The organism is Mycolicibacterium chengduense (assembly GCF_033741155.1).
Lineage (GTDB): Bacteria > Actinomycetota > Actinomycetes > Mycobacteriales > Mycobacteriaceae > Mycobacterium.
Genome location: NZ_JAWQNH010000001.1, coordinates 250,294 through 265,965, shown reverse-complemented (window position 1 = coordinate 265,965; position 15,672 = coordinate 250,294). Strand labels below are relative to the sequence as shown.

Here is a 15,672-nt window from a genome sequence, read left to right as displayed (position 1 = left end):
TCATGACTTACCCACCCGGTAGTCCCGGATATCCGCAGGCCCAGCAGGGCAACCAGTACATCGCGCCGACGCAGCAGTTCGGGAAGGTCGCCGATCCGGCGGAGCCGGTCAAGCTGCCGGTCTACCTGTTCGCCGCCATCGCCGCCCTCGGCCTGGCCACCTACGCGTTCAACTTCGGTCCGCTGCTCACGATCAAGAGCTCGGACTTCCCGCAGTTCGGCAGCGCCAGTGGCAGCACCATCGGCATCGGGCTGGCGGTGGCGGCGTCGGTACTGGCCGGTCTGATCGCCGCCGTCGGCCTGCTGCCCAAGCAGAAGGTGTCCGCCGGAGTGGTGGCGGCCATCGCGCTGCTGTCCTTCCTGCTGGTGCTCGGTGAGGTGATCAACGCGCCGCAAGGGGTGACGATCGGCTGGGCGCTGTATCTGGTGATCATCTGCACCGTGCTGCAGGCCGGTGCGGCGATCGCGGCGCTGTTGCTGGAGTCGGGCATCATCACCGCCCCGGAACCGCGGCCGCGGTACGAGCAGCCCTATGGCCAGTACGGTGCCCCGTACTACGGTCAGCAAGGGGGCCAGCAAGGGGGCCAGCACGGTGGCCAGCAGCCCGGCCCGCAGCCGGGCCAGCCGTACGGTGCACCGCCCGCCCCGCCGCAGCAGGGCCGGCCGGGTTATGCGCCGCCGGCCCAGTACGGCGGCTACCAGGGTCCGAGCACCGGCGGTTTCGCCGCCGCCGGCGCCCCGGGGCCGCAGAGTGGTCCGCCCACGCCGCCGACCGGTTTCCCCGCGTTCGGTCAGCCGCAGCCTGCCGGATCGTCGGACCCGACCACAGCGGTCCCGACACAATCTCACGCCGCGTCCTCAGAGCAAGCCGGGCCGCCGCCGTCGTAGTCTGGGCGTCGCGCGTCCGGGCACGGAGGACCCGGTGTGCGTGAGGCCAGCAGGCGAGGAGCGACCCAGCTAGTGGACAACCGGTCAGTCGGCACTCGGCAGGCACGCGATCTGCTGCGTGTCGCGTTCGGGCCCTCTCTGGTTGCCCTCGGGATCATCGCGGCGGTGACGCTGCTTCAGCTGCTCATCGCCAACAGCGATATGACCGGCGCCTTCGGCGCCATCGCCAGCATGTGGCTCGGCGTACATCAGGTGCCGGTGTCGATCGGTGGCCGCGAGCTGGGCGTGATGCCGCTGCTGCCGGTGCTGCTGATGGTGTGGGGCACCGCCCGGACCACCGCGGCCGCCGCGGCGCGGTCGTCCTGGTTCGTCATCCGGTGGGTGGTGGCCTCCGCCCTGGGTGGACCGCTGCTCATCGCGGCGCTCGCGCTGGCCGTCATCCACGACGCGTCCTCGGTGCTCACCGAACTCCAGACGCCCAACGCCGGGCGCGCCTTCGCCGGCGTACTCGCCGTCCATGCCGTCGGCGCGGCCGTCGGCGTGCTGCTCACCGGCAAGCTGCGGTCGGTGCCCTGGGTGCCGGGCTGGCTGCCCGACGCCCTGCGCGGTGCCGGTGCCGGCGTGCTGGCGCTGTTCGGCCTGTCCGGTGCGGTGGCGACGGGGTCGCTGATCGTGCACTGGGGCACCATGCACGACCTGTTCGGGATCACCGACTCGGTGTTCGGGCAGTTCAGCCTCACCCTGCTGTCGGCGCTCTACATCCCCAACGTCATCGTCGGCACCGCGGCAGTGGCCGTCGGATCGACGGCGCATGTCGGGCTGGCCACCTTCAGCTCGTTCACCGTGCTGGGCGGAGACATCCCGGCGGTACCGGTGTTGGCGGCCATGCCCACCCCGCCGCTCGGTCCGATCTGGGTCGCGTTGCTGATCGTCGCCGCGGTGTCGGCGGTGGCGCTGGGGCAGCAGTGTGCCCGGCGCCCGGTGCCGCTGCCGGTCGCCGCCGCCAAGCTGGTGGTGGCGGCCGCCGTCGCGGCCGCGGTGATGGCGCTGCTCGGTTACGCCGGTGGCGGACGGCTTGGCAACTTCGGTGACGTCGGGGTCGACCAGGTCACGTTCGGGCCCGCCGTGTTCCTGTGGTTCGTCTCGATCGGCGGCCTCACCGTGGCGATGGCCGGGGGTCTGGCCAAGCGACCCAAACCGGTCAAGCCGGTACCCGAGCCGGAACCGCAGTCCGAACCGGAGCCCGACGATGCCGTCACCGACGTGGTGCGGCTGGACGAACCGGTCGACGTCGAGGTCGTGGAGATCGACGACGTCACCGAGGTGCAGGCGGCCCAGGTGGTCCCGGAGGCCGAGACCAGCGCCCCGCCCCGTGCCCAGAACCCGCACCCCGACGAGCCCCTGCTCGATCCGGAAGAGCACTTCCTCACCGACGGGGATCCGGTCGAAAAGCCGCGCGAACAGGCCGACTAGGCTGCTGGGCGTGCAGCCCCCGCTCCGGGACCCGATCCGGGTGCCTCCGACCGCGCCGTCGCGGCTGGTGGTGTTGGCTTCGGGGACCGGTTCCCTGCTGGAGTCCCTGCTGGCCGCGGCCGAGGGCGACTACCCGGCCGAGGTCGTCGCCGTCGGCACCGACCGGGTGTGCCGTGCACTGGACATCGCCGCGGGCGCCGGGGTGCCGTCGTTCACCGTGCGGGTGAGTGACCACGTCGACCGGGCCGCCTGGGACGCTGCGCTCACCGACGCGGTGGCGCGCCACGAACCGGATCTCGTCGTCAGTGCGGGTTTCATGAAAATCCTTGGCCCGCAATTTCTATCGCGCTTCGAAGGACGGGTGGTGAACACCCATCCGGCCCTGCTGCCTGCTTTCCCGGGCGCGCGGGCGGTCGCCGAGGCGCTGGACTGCGGCGTCCGCGTGACGGGTGCCACGGTGCACCTGGTCGACGCGGGAACCGACACCGGGCCGATTCTGGCGCAGGAAGCCGTGCCCGTGCTCGATGATGACGACGAGGGAACTTTGCACGAACGCATCAAGGTGGTCGAACGGCGACTGCTGGTGGACGTGCTCGCCGCGGCGGCTACCCGCGGCCTCACCTGGACCGGGCGAAAGGCGACCTTCGGATGTTGAGGATGCAGCGATGAGTGAGAAGCGGCCGATCCGGCGCGCGTTGATCAGTGTGTACGACAAGACGGGTCTGGGGGCGTTGGCCCGTGGGCTGCACGAGGCGGGCGTGAGCATCGTCTCGACCGGGTCCACCGCGAAAACGATTGCCGAGGCCGGTGTTCCGGTCACCCCGGTCGAGGACGTCACCGGCTTCCCCGAGGTGCTCGACGGCCGGGTGAAGACACTGCACCCGAAGGTGCATGCCGGCCTGCTGGCCGACCTGCGCAAGTCCGAGCACGAGGCGGCACTGGCCGACCTGGGCATCGCCCCGTTCGAGCTCGTGGTGGTCAACCTCTACCCGTTCAGCGAGACCGTGGCCTCCGGGGCGGCGCCCGACGAGTGCGTCGAGCAGATCGACATCGGCGGACCGTCCATGGTGCGCGCCGCCGCCAAGAACCATCCCAGCGTGGCCGTGGTGGTCGACCCGCTCGGCTACGAGGGCGTGCTGGCCGCCGTGCGGTCCGGCGGTTTCACTTTGGCTGAGCGGAAGCGCCTGGCGGCGTTGGCATTCCGGCACACCGCCGAATACGACGTCGCGGTGGCCAGCTGGATGGGTTCGGTGCTGGCACCCGAAGAGGGTGCCGTTGCGGACGCCCCGCCGCAGTGGGTGGGCGCCACCTGGCATCGCGCCGCGGTACTGCGCTACGGCGAGAACCCGCACCAGGGTGCGGCGCTGTACCGCAACGATGCCGGCTGGCCCGGGCTGGCGCAGGCCGAGCAGCTGCACGGCAAGGAGATGTCCTACAACAACTACACCGACGCCGATGCCGCCTGGCGGGCCGCGTTCGACCACGAGCAGACCTGTGTGGCGATCATCAAGCACGCCAACCCGTGCGGGATCGCCGTCTCGTCGGTATCGGTGGCCGACGCGCACCGCAAAGCCCATGAATGCGACCCGCTTTCGGCGTTCGGCGGGGTGATCGCCACCAACACCACCGTCAGCGTGGAGATGGCGCAGACGGTGGCCGATATCTTCACCGAGGTGATCGTGGCGCCGGCCTACGAGCCGGGCGCGGTCGAGATCCTGTCCGGGAAGAAGAACATCCGCATCCTGGTGGCCTCCGAGCCGCAGGAGAGCGGTGTCGAATTCCGGCAGATCAGTGGCGGGCTGCTGCTGCAGCAGCGCGATGCGCTGGACGCCGCGGGTGACGACCCGGCCAACTGGACGCTGGCCACCGGCGAGCCCGCCGATCCGGCGACGCTGGCCGATCTGGTGTTCGCCTGGCGGGCCTGCCGCGCGGTGAAATCGAACGCGATCGTCGTCGCGGCCGACGGTGCCACCGTCGGGGTGGGCATGGGTCAGGTGAACCGGGTGGACGCTGCTCGGTTGGCGGTCGAACGCGGCGGTGACCGGGTCAAGGGGGCGGTCGCGGCCTCGGATGCCTTCTTCCCCTTCCCGGACGGTCTGGAAACCCTGACCAATGCGGGTGTGAAAGCGGTTGTGCACCCGGGTGGTTCGGTGCGTGACGACGTGGTGACCGAGGCCGCGGCGAAGGCCGGGATCACGCTGTACCTGACCGGGGCGCGGCACTTCGCACACTAGGCGGCATCGCGCGGGCCCACACCGCGGTGCGGGCCCGCGCGATGATCGACGCCCGGGTGTGCTGCGGCAGCGCCGGCACCATGGTCCAGCCGATGCGGTGCAAGAAGTCGCTCTCGTCGTCGGGGCGTGGTCCGCAGTCGATGCCGACCTTCCACCGCGGCCAGCCCATCGCGATGATGACGTCGCTGACGCGGATGCTGGTGCGGGGTGGTGGTACGCCCCCGAGACGCTGCACCATCAGGCGTACCCGGGTTTCCCAGCGCGACCCGGAACCGGCATCCATCAGGGCTATTGCCTGCCTGGCTGAGATGATGCCCCGAGCCGTGGGGTAGCGCTCTTCGAGGTACCAGACATCGTCCTTGTGCAGTCCGGTGATCGCAGCCAGTGCATCGAGGTGTTCGACGGCGATATTCAGCTCCAAGTGCCTGGCCAGGTCCAGTGAGGTGCGCTCGGCAGTAGTGATCGGCATGCCGTCGATGATTCGGATCTCGTCCACGGCGATGCGTTCATTACGAACGATCACGCCTTCCGGGCACTTGCTGTTCGGCGCGATGAGCTCGATGGGACATGTACTCGCGATCCACGGCACGCCGTACCGTGCCGCCGCCGTCAGGCCTGCGATGATGCCGCGCCGGCCGCTCCACAACCACGCGGCTGCGGCGTAGGCACCCGGGCCGGGCGTACTGCCTTTCGGCACATAGACATTCGGGTAGATCGCAGTATATCGCCAGCGCAGTTCGCCCCTGGTGAGCGCTCCGCTCGCGATGGCCTCCGAGCCGATGATCGGGTCCATGCGCGCATCGTGTCAGGAGCCACCGACGTCTCTCGGGTGCTCCAGCGAGATCGACCTCAGGGCTGTGGACAACTCGCGACAGCCCTGAGGTCGATCTCGCTGGAGCACGGCTGAGGCAACCCAACCGGGGTCTGGAGCTAGGTGTATTCGGCCATCAGGTTGGTCGCAGTCGGCTGATGGGTGGTAGTCCATCGAGTGCGCTGTGGCGGCGTTGAGTGTTGTAGAACTCGACCCAAGGTGCAAGTGCTCGAGCCCGGTCTGCGTTGGAGGCGAAGACTCGGCGGTAGGACCATTCGCTTTGCAGGGTGCGGTTATAGCGTTCCACTTTGCCGTTCTGCCAGGGGCAGTGCGGCTTGATGAACAGGTGTCGGGCGCGCAGTTGGTCGATGACTGCTGCGACGTCGTTTGAGCGCCGATAGCTCAGATGGTTATCGGTGATGACCCGTTCGATGGCTGGAATGCCCTGGGATTGAAAGTAATCGGCCGCTCTGGCGATAAACCCAGCACAGGTCGGTCCTTTCTCGTCGGCGTGGATCTCTGAGTAGGCCAGCCGGCTGTGGTCATCGACCATCGAATGCACGTAGTCATACCCGATACCGCGGACGCGGACCTGTTCGCTGCGGCCGTGAGCACGCCACCCACCTCCATCGGGGATGCGGCCGAGCTTTTTGACATCGACGTGCACCAGCTCGCCAGGACGGGCGCGCTCATAGCGTCGTGTCGTGGCCTTGGATGCTTTGATCACCGCGCCGGTCATTGGATCGCAATCACGCAGATAGGGCACACCACGGCGACGCAGAATCCGTGCCACGGTACGCGCGGGGATCCCGAGCTGCGGCCCCAGCCAGTCCTGACCGCGGCGATGCGTGCGGCGTGCGGCGATTACTTGGCGTGCCACGCGTGCGGGGGTTTTGGTGGGGCTGCGGTGCGGTCGCGAGGACCGGTCGCACAGACCGGCTTCGCCTTCGGTGGCGAAGCGGCTGATCCAGGTGTGTACGCATTTGCGGGAGATGCCCATCGCCTCGGCGATGTGGGCTTGTTTCCAGCCCTGCTGGTGGCGCTGCACGATCAGCAATCGGCCGTGCACGGTGGTGCGGGCATTACGGTGGGACACGAGAACCTCCGGGTTGGTGATGGGCCTTCGACAAGCCACACCTCACCCGGAGGTTCTCCTCACATCAAGCCAACACGCCCGCCACCAACGTCATGGCCGGATACAGCTAGGACACCGCCTCGTCGCGGGCCGGCGTCGTCACGTACTCCACGAACGACGCGATCTCCTCGACCGCGCGGCGGGCGTCGGGATTCACGTCGAAGGACAGCTGGAACATGTGCATTGCCTTGTCCCACACCTGGACCCATACCGGGACGCCATCGGCCTGCAGCCGGTCGGCCAGGGTGAAGGTGTCATTGCGCAGCATCTCGTTGGTGCCGATCTGCAACAGGAACGGGCCCAGTCCGCTCATGTTCGCCTCGGACGGCATGACCGGTACCGGCCGGGTGCCGTTGACCGTGGCGAAGACGTCGTAGATGAACTTGACGGTCATGAACGGGAACAGCACGTCGGTGTGTTCCTTGAGTGCCGCGTACTTGATCTGCATGTCGGCCGACGTCAGCGCCGACAGCAGAACCTGGCCGGCGGGCACCGGCAGCCCGGCATCGCGAATCGCCAGCGCGGTATCGGCGGCCATCAGCCCACCGGCTGAATCCCCCGCCAGCACAACATGATCCGGGGTGTAACCGAGCGAGAGCACGTGCCGGTAGGCGTCCAGGCCATCCTCGACGGCCTCCTCGATGCTGGCCTGCGGAGCCAGTCGATATCCGACGTTGAACACCCGGGAACCGGTGGCCTCGGACAGTTTCGAGGCGAACCTCCGGTGCGAATTCAGGCCGAGGGTCACCAGGGCTGAGCCGTGGAAGTAGACGATCACCCGATCGGCGTCGCGGGCGTTCGGTGCGACGACCCACTCGGCCGGGCAGTGCGGCAGCCGCTCCGGGGTGACGCTGGTACCAGGCAGAGGGGGGATGAACCGCAGCGGCCGATCGATGACGTCGAGGTGGGCGCGCTGCAATCCGGCAGGCCATACTTTGTTGACGATCAGGCCGATGATCGTGGCGATACCCAGCACGGTGCGCAGGGAGATCGCGGTCAGCAGACCCAGCAATCGGGATTGCCGGCAGGCCGGGCCGAACTGCACGGTGGTCGGCCGGTCACGCCATTCGAGCGAGTTCACGGTACCCATGGTATCGGGTACTTTCGGGCGGGGAAAATTCAGGTGACGATGCCGGCACTCGGCAGCAGTCGTAGCGTGGAGTGGTGACCTCACCTAACAACCTGCCCCGCACCGTCGGCGAGCTGCGTGCTTCCGGTCATGTCGAGCGTGGAATCAAGCAGGAGATCCGCGAGAATCTGTTGGCCAGGCTGGCCACCGGCGACGACATCTGGCCCGGTCTGTTCGGTTTCGAGGACACCGTGCTGCCCCAGGTCGAACGCGCCCTGATCGCCGGCCACGATTTCGTGCTGCTGGGCGAGCGGGGACAGGGCAAGACCCGCCTGTTGCGTTCCCTGGCCGGTCTGCTCGACGAGTGGACGCCCGTCATCGCCGGCTCGGAGTTGGGTGAGCATCCCTACAGTCCCATCACCCCGGAATCGATCCGCCGGGCCGCCGAGGTCGGTGACGACCTCCCGATCTCCTGGCGCCACCGCAGTGAGCGCTACACCGAGAAGCTCGCGACCCCCGACACCAGCGTCGCCGACCTGGTCGGCGATATCGACCCCATCAAGGTGGCCGAGGGGCGCAGCCTCGGCGACCCCGAGACCATCGCCTACGGCCTGATCCCGCGTTCGCACCGTGGCATCGTCGCCGTCAACGAGTTGCCCGACCTCGCCGAGCGCATCCAGGTGGCCATGCTCAACGTGATGGAGGAGCGCGATATCCAGGTCCGCGGCTACACCTTGCGGCTGCCGCTCGACGTGCTCGTCGTCGCCAGCGCCAATCCGGAGGACTACACCAACCGCGGCCGTATCATCACCCCGCTCAAGGACCGGTTCGGCGCCGAGATCCGCACCCACTACCCGCTCGAGCTGGCCGCCGAGGTGGCCGTCATCAGGCAGGAGGCGCACCTGAGCGCGCCGGTGCCCGACTACCTGCTGCAGATCGTCGCCCGGTTCGCCCGCTCGCTGCGCGAGTCCAGCGCCATCGACCAGCGCTCGGGTGTGTCGGCGCGGTTCGCGATCGCCGCGGCCGAAACGGTGGCCGCGTCCGCCCGGCACCGCGGGGCCGTCCTCGGCGAACAGGAGCCGGTGGCCCGCGTCGTCGACCTCGGCACGGTGATCGACGTGCTGCGCGGCAAGCTCGAATTCGAATCCGGCGAGGAAGGCCGCGAGCAGGTGGTGCTGGAGCATCTGCTGCGCCGCGCGACGGCCGACACCGCGTCGCGGGCACTCGGCGGCATCGATGTGGGCCCGTTGGTCTCCGCCGTCGAGGACGGGTCGCCGGTGACGACGGGTGAGCGGGTCAGCGCCAAGGATGTACTGGCCGCGCTGCCCGATCTCCCGGTGCTGGACGCCATCGCCGAACGGCTCGAGGCCACCACCGACGGTGAACGGGCCGCGGCGGTGGAACTGGCCCTGGAGGCGCTGTACCTGGCCAAGCGGATCGACAAGACTTCCGATGAGGGCGAAACAGTCTATGGCTAAACACCTTTCGCGTTACTCGCGATACAGCGGCGGACCCGACCCGCTGGCGCCGCCCGTCGACCTGCGGGAAGCGCTCGAACAGATCGGCCAGGACGTGATGGAGGGTTCGTCACCGCGGCGGGCGCTCTCGGAGTTGCTGCGTCGCGGCACCCGCACCCTGTCCGGGGCGGACAAGCTCGCCGCCGAGGCCAACCGCAAGCGGCGGGAATTGTTGCAGCGCAACAATCTCGACGGCACCCTGCAGGACATCAAGAAACTGCTCGACGAGGCGGTGCTGGCCGAACGCAAGGAGCTGGCCCGCGCGCTCGACGACGACGCCCGCTTCGGCGAGATGCAGATGGAGGCGCTGTCACCGTCCCCGGCCAAAGCGGTGCGCGAACTCGCCGACTACGACTGGCGCTCGGCGGAAGCCAGGCAGACGTACGAGCAGATCCGCGATCTGCTCGGCCGCGAGATGCTCGACCAGCGCTTCGCCGGGATGAAGCAGGCTCTGGAGAACGCCACCGACGAGGACCGTCAGGCCGTCAACGACATGCTCGACGACCTCAACGAGCTGCTCGACAAGCACGCCCGAGGACAGGACTCCGAGCAGGATTTTCAGGACTTCATGGCCAAGCACGGCCAGTACTTCCCGGAGAATCCGCGCAATGTGGAGGAGCTGATCGATTCGCTGGCTCAACGCGCCGCGGCCGCCCAGCGTTTCCGCAACAGCCTCTCCGAGCAGCAGCGCGCCGAGCTGGATGCCTTGGCCCAACAAGCCTTCGGCTCACCGTCGCTGATGAACGCACTCGGTCGGCTGGATTCCCACCTGCAGGCCGCCCGGCCCGGTGAGGACTGGACGGGATCGCAGGAGTTCTCCGGTGGCGACCCGCTGGGTATGGGCGAGGGTGCCCAGGCGCTGGCCGATATCGCCGAACTGGAGCAGTTGGCCGAGCAACTGTCCCAGAGCTACCCGGGCGCCTCCATGGAGGACGTCGACCTGGACATGCTGGCCCGGCAGCTCGGCGACGACGCGGCGGTGAACGCCCGCACCCTCGCCGACCTGGAACGCGCGCTGATGAACCAGGGCTTCCTGGACCGCGGCTCCGACGGCAAGTGGCGGTTGTCGCCCAAAGCCATGCGCCAGCTGGGCCAGACCGCGCTGCGCGATGTTGCGCGCCAACTCTCGGGACGCAACGGCGAGCGGCAGACCCGACGGGCCGGGGCGGCGGGCGAACTGACCGGGGCGACCCGGCCGTGGGCGTTCGGGGACACCGAACCGTGGAACGTCACGCGGACGCTGACGAACGCGGTCCTGCGGCGGGCCGGTACCGACGAGCACGGGCCACTGACCATCACGGTCGACGACGTCGAGGTCTCCGAAACGGAGACCCGCACCCAAGCGTGCGTGGCGCTGCTGGTGGACACCAGCTTCTCGATGGTGATGGAGAACCGGTGGCTGCCGATGAAACGCACCGCTTTGGCGCTGAACCATCTGGTGAGCACCCGCTTCCGGTCCGATGACCTGCAGATCATCGCGTTCGGCCGGTACGCCCGGACGTTGACCGCGGCGGAACTGACCGGCCTGGAGGGCGTCTACGAGCAGGGCACCAACCTGCATCACGCGCTGGCCTTGGCGTCCCGGCATCTGCGCAGGCATCCGAACGCGCAGCCGGTGGTCCTCATTGTCACCGACGGTGAGCCCACCGCCCACCTGGAGGACTACGGCGGCACCGAGGGCTCGTCGGTGTTCTTTGATTACCCGCCGCATCCGCGGACCGTCGCGTTCACCGTCAAGGGTTTCGACGAGGTGGCCCGGCTCGGGGCGCAGGTCACCATCTTCCGGCTCGGCAGTGATCCCGGACTCGCCAGATTCATCGACCAGGTCGCCCGCCGGGTGCAGGGCCGCGTCGTCGTGCCGGATCTGGATGGGCTGGGTGCGGCGGTGGTGGGGGACTACCTGACCTCACGGCGCAGGTAGCGCGTCAGGCACCAGCCTCTGTACTGGCACAGCGGCGCTTCCTGCGCTTGACGCCGACGCTGCCCCACAGCGAGAACCCGCGCACCCGGACCCGGGGCCCGCCCGGCGTCCCGCTGCCGTTCACGCTGTGGTCGAAGCTGCCCATCACGCCGACACCGCCGATATCGACATTCACCTCCGGCGGCACCAGAATGGTCTGCCCGCCGAAGATCGAGTAGCTGCGGATCTCCACATCGGCCGTGGTGAAGTCGGCGTAGCGCAGATCGACGACGCCGCCACCGAACAAGGCGAAGGTGGTCAGCTTCTTGGGTACGTTCCACCGACCGCGGCGTTCGTATCCGCTCATGATGGCCAGCAACAAGGTGGACGGCGCCGGCCGGCAGACACCCTTGCCGGTTGCGCCGCCGCCGGGCAGATCGGCGCTCAACCGATCCAGATCTGCGCAGGTCTGGGCGGCATACGCCTTGGCGAGCCGGGATTCGTACTCTGCGAGGGAGAGGCGGCCCTGGGCGGCCGCGTCCGTGAGCAACTGCGCCACCTGGATCCGGTCGGTGTCGGCGGCAGGCCGCGATGTACTCCGCGACCCCGACGTCCGCATCAGTGCCGTCTGTTCTTCGCGCCCAACGCTCATCACAGATGAGGGTACGACGAAAAACCACACATGCAAGACCGCCGACGAATTCGTTGCAGCGGACCCGATGTTTGCTGGAATTTCGTCGTCCGGGTTACGACAGCCAGTTGGGGCTGCGCTTCTGCAGGAAGGCGAGCATGCCCTCGCGCGCTTCGTCGGAGGTGAACAGTCGCGCCGACTGGATCGCCAGTTCGTCGGCGTGTGCGTCGAAATCGGCCAGGATCGACGCCGTGGTCAGGGCCTTCGACGCGGCCAGCCCCTGCGGTGACCCCTTGACGATCTCCGCGGTGAACGCCGTCACGGCGGCGCCGACATCCGCGGCGGCCGCGGTGATCAGACCGATGGCCGCGGCCGTGGCCGAGTCGAACTTCTCACCCGTCACGAAGTAGCGGCCGGCCGCGCGAGCCGTAAGTTTCGGCAAGAGTGTGAGCGAGATGATGGACGGTGCCACCCCGATCCGGGCCTCGGTCAGCGCGAAGGTACTCGCCGGCCCGGCCACCGCGATATCGCAGGCACCGACCAGTCCCATACCGCCGGCGCGCACGTGTCCGTCCACCGCGGCGAGCACGGGGATCGGCAACTCCAGGATCGATCGCAGCATCGCCGTCATCTCCCGGGCCCGGGCCACCGCGAGGTCACCGGGATCGCCGTCGGTGGCTTCGCTCAGGTCGGCCCCCGCGCAGAACGTCTTGCCGGTGTGCCCGAGCACCACGGCGCGTGCACCGGACTGTGCCGCCTCGGTCAGTCGCTCACGTAGTTGGGTCACCAGCGCCGACGACAACGCGTTGTGGTTGTGCGGCGAATCCAGGGTGACCCGCGCGACGGCACCGTCGACGTCGTAGCGGACGAGTGTGTCGGACATCAGTACGACCGGGGCAGACCCAGCGAGGTCTGTGCGACGAAGTTGAGGATCATCTCGCGGCTGACCGGGGCGATGCGCGCCAGCCGCGACGCGGTCAACACCGACGCGATGCCGTACTCCTTGGTCAGGCCGTTGCCGCCGAGGGACTGCACGGCCTGGTCGACAGCCCGCACCGACGCCTCGCCCGCCGCGTACTTGGCCATGTTCGCGGCCTCGGCCGCCCCGAAATCGTCGCCGGTGTCGTACAGCGTCGCGGCCTTCTGCATCATCAGCTTGGCCAGTTCGATCTCGATGTGGTTCTGCGCCAACGGATGCGAGATGCCCTGGTGGGCGCCGATCGGCGTCTTCCAGACCTGGCGGGTCTTGACGTACTCGGTGGCCTTGCCGATCGCGAAGCGGCCCATCCCGACCGCGCTGGCCGCTCCCATGATGCGCTCGGGATTGAGCCCGGCGAACAACTGGGCGATGGCCGCGTCCTCGGAACCGACCAGGGCGTCGGCCGGCAACCGGACATCGTCGAGGAACACCTGGAACTGGCTCTCCGGGCTGATGATCTCCATGTCGATCTTGGTCCAGTGCAGGCCCGGGGTGTCGGTGGGCACGACGAACAGCGCCGGCTTCAGGTTGCCGGTCTTGTGGTCCTCGGTGCGGCCCACGACCAGCACCGCCTGGGCTTGGTCGACACCGGAGATGTACGTCTTCTGGCCCTTGAGGATCCAGTCGTTACCGTCGCGCCGGGCGGTGGTGGTGATGCGGTGGGAGTTGGATCCGGCGTCGGGTTCGGTGATGGCGAACGCCATGGTGATCGACCCGTCGGCGATACCGGGGATCCAGCGCTTCTTCTGTTCTTCGGTGCCGAACTTGGAGATGATGGTGCCGTTGATGGCGGGGGAGACCACCATCATCAGCAGGGCCGAGCCGGCCGCGGACATCTCCTCCATGACCAGGCTGAGTTCGTACATGCCCGCGCCGCCGCCACCGTACTCCTCGGGCAGGTTCACCCCGATGAAGCCGAGCTTGCCTGCCTCAGACCACAATTCGGTGGTGTGCTGCCCGGCGCGGGCCTTCTCCAGGTAGTAGTCCTGGCCGTAGTTGGCGGCCATCGCCTTGACGGCGTCGCGCAGCGCCCGCTGTTCCTCGGTCTCGATGAAACTCATGCTTGTTCTCCTTCGGGTTCTTGTACACGGGCGAGCACGGCGCCGACATCGACCTGTTGGCCGGCCGTGACGTGGAGTTCGGCGAGCACACCGGCCTGCGGGCTGGTGATGGTGTGCTCCATCTTCATGGCTTCCAGCCAGATCAGCGGTTGGCCTGCGGTGACGGTGTCCCCGACGGCGGCGCCGATACGCACCACCGATCCGGGCATCGGCGCCAGCAGGGAGCCTTGCGCGACGGCCGCGTCGGGGTCGGGGAAGCGCGGCTGGGCCACCAGGCGCACCGCTCCTAGCGGGGAGTCGACGAACACCTGCTCGCCGTACCGGGCCACGTCGAAGGTCCGCTCCACGCCGTGGACGGACAGGACGACCCGGTCCGGCGTCGCTGTCACCAGGGCGACGCCGTCATGGTCGGGCAACTGCACCCCGGCCCGGGTGAATCGGTAACGGACCGCGTGTTCGGATCCGGCGGCGTCGACATAGGTGCGGGTCTGGTAGCCGGACGCGAGGTTGCGCCACCCGCTGGGTGCGGGCGCGAACGCCGTTGCGGTGCTGCGGTTGTGCGCGGCCTCGGCGAGCGCCGCCGCCACGGCGGACGGGGCCCCCGCGGCGGCGGGACCGGCTGCCAGTTCGGCCAGTCCATGGGTGTCGAAGAAGGCGGTATCGGTGTCACCGGCGCGGAACGCCGGATGCCGCAGCACGTTGACCAACAAGTCACGATTGGTCTTGATGCCGTGCAGGCGGGTGTTGGCCAGCGTATCGGCCAGGATCGCCGCGGCGCGCTCCCTGCTGGGTGCATAGGAGATGATCTTGGCCAGCATCGGGTCGTAGAACACCGACACCTGCGAGCCGTCGACGATGCCGGAGTCCACCCGCACGCCGGTGCGCCCGTCCAGCGTGTCGAATCGGGTTCGGGTGGCGGGCACGTCGAACCGGTGCACCGGACCGGCCTGGGGTTGCCAGTTCTCGGCCGGGTCCTCGGCGTAGAGCCTCGCCTCGATCGAATGACCCTGTGCAGCAGGGGGAGCGGGATCCAGCCGGTGACCATCGGCCACCTCGAGCTGAAGTTCGACGAGGTCGCATCCGGTGGTCTCCTCGGTGACCGGGTGCTCCACCTGCAGCCGGGTGTTCATCTCCAGGAAGAAGAAGTCGTCGCCGACACCGGAAGCCATGAACTCGACCGTTCCCGCGCCGGTGTAGCCGATGGCCGTGGCGGCCAGCCGGGCCGCCTCGAAAAGCTTGTCCCGCATGCCCGGGGTGCGCTCCACCAACGGGGAGGGCGCCTCCTCGATCACCTTCTGATGCCGGCGCTGGATCGAGCATTCGCGTTCCCCGACTGCCCACACGGTGCCGTGCGCATCGGCCATCACCTGCACCTCGATGTGGTGACCGCTGGCCAGGTAGCGCTCGCAGAACACCGTCGGATCGCCGAACGCCGACTGCGCCTCGCGCTGGGCGGCGGCGACCTCGCCTGCCAGCGCGGACAATTCGCGGACCACCCGCATGCCGCGGCCGCCACCGCCTGCCGACGCCTTGATCAGTACCGGCAGCTGATCGGCGGTGACGGTGTCCGGGTCGAGCTCGGCCAGCACCGGCACGCCGGCGGCCGCCATCAGCTTCTTGGCCTCGATCTTGGAACCCATCGCGGCCACGGCGGGTACCGGCGGCCCGATCCAGGTGAGCCCGGCCTGCTGCACGGCGGCGGCGAAATCCGGGTTCTCCGAGAGGAATCCGTAGCCGGGATGGATGGCGTCGGCCCCGGCAGCCCGCGCCGCGGCGATCAGCTGGGCGCTGTCGAGGTAGCCGTTGCGGCCGTCCAGGCGTACCCGGATGTCGGTCTCGGCCACGTGAGGTGAGCCGGCGTCCGGATCCGTGTACACCGCGACGGTGCCGATACCGAGCCGGCGGCAGGTGGCGAACACGCGGCGGGCGATCTCACCACGGTTGGCGACGAGAACTCGTGTTATCACGGTGAGTC

Annotated in this window: 13 protein-coding genes; 6 read left to right on the top strand and 7 right to left on the bottom strand. The window is 68.7% G+C overall.

Annotation, left to right across the window (positions count from 1 at the left end):
- The first annotated feature begins 2 nt into the window (after window positions 1-2).
- The 4 genes from SBI67_RS01345 (at window position 3) to purH (ending at window position 4,594) form a co-directional block, all read left to right on the top strand.
- Window positions 3-887, top strand: coding sequence for a DUF5336 domain-containing protein (locus tag SBI67_RS01345; protein ID WP_318978839.1), 885 nt, complete (start codon window positions 3-5; stop codon window positions 885-887).
- Between the two features lie 72 nt (window positions 888-959).
- On the top strand, window positions 960-2,360 hold the full coding sequence (locus SBI67_RS01340; protein ID WP_318978838.1) for a cell division protein PerM: 1,401 nt from the start codon (window positions 960-962) through the stop codon (window positions 2,358-2,360).
- 10 nt (window positions 2,361-2,370) lie between these two features.
- Entirely contained in the window at window positions 2,371-3,015 is a 645-nt protein-coding gene (gene purN / locus SBI67_RS01335; RefSeq protein ID WP_318978837.1) for a phosphoribosylglycinamide formyltransferase, read from the top strand.
- 10 nt (window positions 3,016-3,025) lie between these two features.
- Window positions 3,026-4,594 carry a bifunctional phosphoribosylaminoimidazolecarboxamide formyltransferase/IMP cyclohydrolase gene (gene purH / locus SBI67_RS01330; protein ID WP_318978836.1) on the top strand — a complete coding sequence of 523 codons (1,569 nt, stop codon included), beginning with the start codon at window positions 3,026-3,028 and terminating at the stop codon, window positions 4,592-4,594.
- Here purH and SBI67_RS01325 read toward each other — a convergent pair.
- The 3 genes from SBI67_RS01325 to SBI67_RS01315 form a co-directional block, all read right to left on the bottom strand.
- On the bottom strand, window positions 4,554-5,387 hold the full coding sequence (locus SBI67_RS01325; protein ID WP_318978835.1) for a hypothetical protein: 834 nt from the start codon (window positions 5,385-5,387) through the stop codon (window positions 4,554-4,556). The two genes, purH and SBI67_RS01325, sit on opposite strands and share 41 nt — an antisense overlap.
- A gap of 154 nt (window positions 5,388-5,541) precedes the next feature.
- Window positions 5,542-6,501: an IS481 family transposase gene (locus SBI67_RS01320; RefSeq protein WP_318978834.1), complete on the bottom strand. Its 960-nt coding sequence runs from the start codon at window positions 6,499-6,501 to the stop codon at window positions 5,542-5,544.
- A 106-nt stretch (window positions 6,502-6,607) separates the two neighbouring features.
- Entirely contained in the window at window positions 6,608-7,630 is a 1,023-nt protein-coding gene (locus tag SBI67_RS01315) for an alpha/beta hydrolase (protein WP_318978833.1), read from the bottom strand.
- Window positions 7,631-7,704: 74 nt separating this feature from the next.
- Here SBI67_RS01315 and SBI67_RS01310 point away from each other — a divergent pair, with 74 nt between their 5' ends.
- Entirely contained in the window at window positions 7,705-9,087 is a 1,383-nt protein-coding gene (locus tag SBI67_RS01310) for a sigma 54-interacting transcriptional regulator (RefSeq protein WP_318978832.1), read from the top strand.
- Window positions 9,080-11,047 carry a VWA domain-containing protein gene (locus tag SBI67_RS01305; RefSeq protein ID WP_318978831.1) on the top strand — a complete coding sequence of 656 codons (1,968 nt, stop codon included), beginning with the start codon at window positions 9,080-9,082 and terminating at the stop codon, window positions 11,045-11,047. The genes SBI67_RS01310 and SBI67_RS01305 overlap by 8 nt, the downstream gene beginning before the upstream one ends.
- Window positions 11,048-11,051: 4 nt before the next feature.
- On the opposite strand, the gene SBI67_RS01300 is transcribed toward SBI67_RS01305, so the two are convergent.
- The 4 genes from SBI67_RS01300 to SBI67_RS01285 all read right to left on the bottom strand — a co-directional run bounded on the left by SBI67_RS01300 (window position 11,052) and on the right by SBI67_RS01285 (window position 15,664).
- Entirely contained in the window at window positions 11,052-11,645 is a 594-nt protein-coding gene (locus SBI67_RS01300; RefSeq protein WP_318979539.1) for a DUF1707 SHOCT-like domain-containing protein, read from the bottom strand.
- Between the two features lie 127 nt (window positions 11,646-11,772).
- Window positions 11,773-12,540 (bottom strand): enoyl-CoA hydratase family protein, encoded by a 768-nt coding sequence (locus tag SBI67_RS01295; protein ID WP_318978830.1) that lies wholly within the window; start codon window positions 12,538-12,540, stop codon window positions 11,773-11,775.
- A complete protein-coding gene (locus tag SBI67_RS01290; RefSeq protein ID WP_318978829.1) occupies window positions 12,540-13,697 on the bottom strand; it encodes an acyl-CoA dehydrogenase family protein in 1,158 nt (385 codons plus the stop codon). Before SBI67_RS01290 ends, SBI67_RS01295 begins: the two co-directional genes overlap by 1 nt.
- Window positions 13,694-15,664, bottom strand: a complete 1,971-nt coding sequence (locus SBI67_RS01285; protein ID WP_318978828.1) for an acetyl/propionyl/methylcrotonyl-CoA carboxylase subunit alpha — start codon at window positions 15,662-15,664, stop codon at window positions 13,694-13,696. Before SBI67_RS01285 ends, SBI67_RS01290 begins: the two co-directional genes overlap by 4 nt.
- Window positions 15,665-15,672: the final 8 nt, after the last annotated feature.

Excerpts from the sequence above, each read along its gene's own strand:
- SBI67_RS01345 (WP_318978839.1), top strand. The coding sequence starts at position 3 with ATGACTTACCCACCCGGTAGTCCCGGATATCCGCAGGCCCAGCAGGGC.
- purH (WP_318978836.1), top strand. The coding sequence starts at position 3,026 with ATGAGTGAGAAGCGGCCGATCCGGCGCGCGTTGATCAGTGTGTACGAC.
- SBI67_RS01325 (WP_318978835.1), bottom strand. The coding sequence starts at position 5,387 with ATGGACCCGATCATCGGCTCGGAGGCCATCGCGAGCGGAGCGCTCACC.
- SBI67_RS01315 (WP_318978833.1), bottom strand. The coding sequence starts at position 7,630 with ATGGGTACCGTGAACTCGCTCGAATGGCGTGACCGGCCGACCACCGTG.
- SBI67_RS01305 (WP_318978831.1), top strand. The coding sequence starts at position 9,080 with ATGGCTAAACACCTTTCGCGTTACTCGCGATACAGCGGCGGACCCGAC.
- SBI67_RS01300 (WP_318979539.1), bottom strand. The coding sequence starts at position 11,645 with ATGCGGACGTCGGGGTCGCGGAGTACATCGCGGCCTGCCGCCGACACC.
- SBI67_RS01295 (WP_318978830.1), bottom strand. The coding sequence starts at position 12,540 with ATGTCCGACACACTCGTCCGCTACGACGTCGACGGTGCCGTCGCGCGG.
- SBI67_RS01290 (WP_318978829.1), bottom strand. The coding sequence starts at position 13,697 with ATGAGTTTCATCGAGACCGAGGAACAGCGGGCGCTGCGCGACGCCGTC.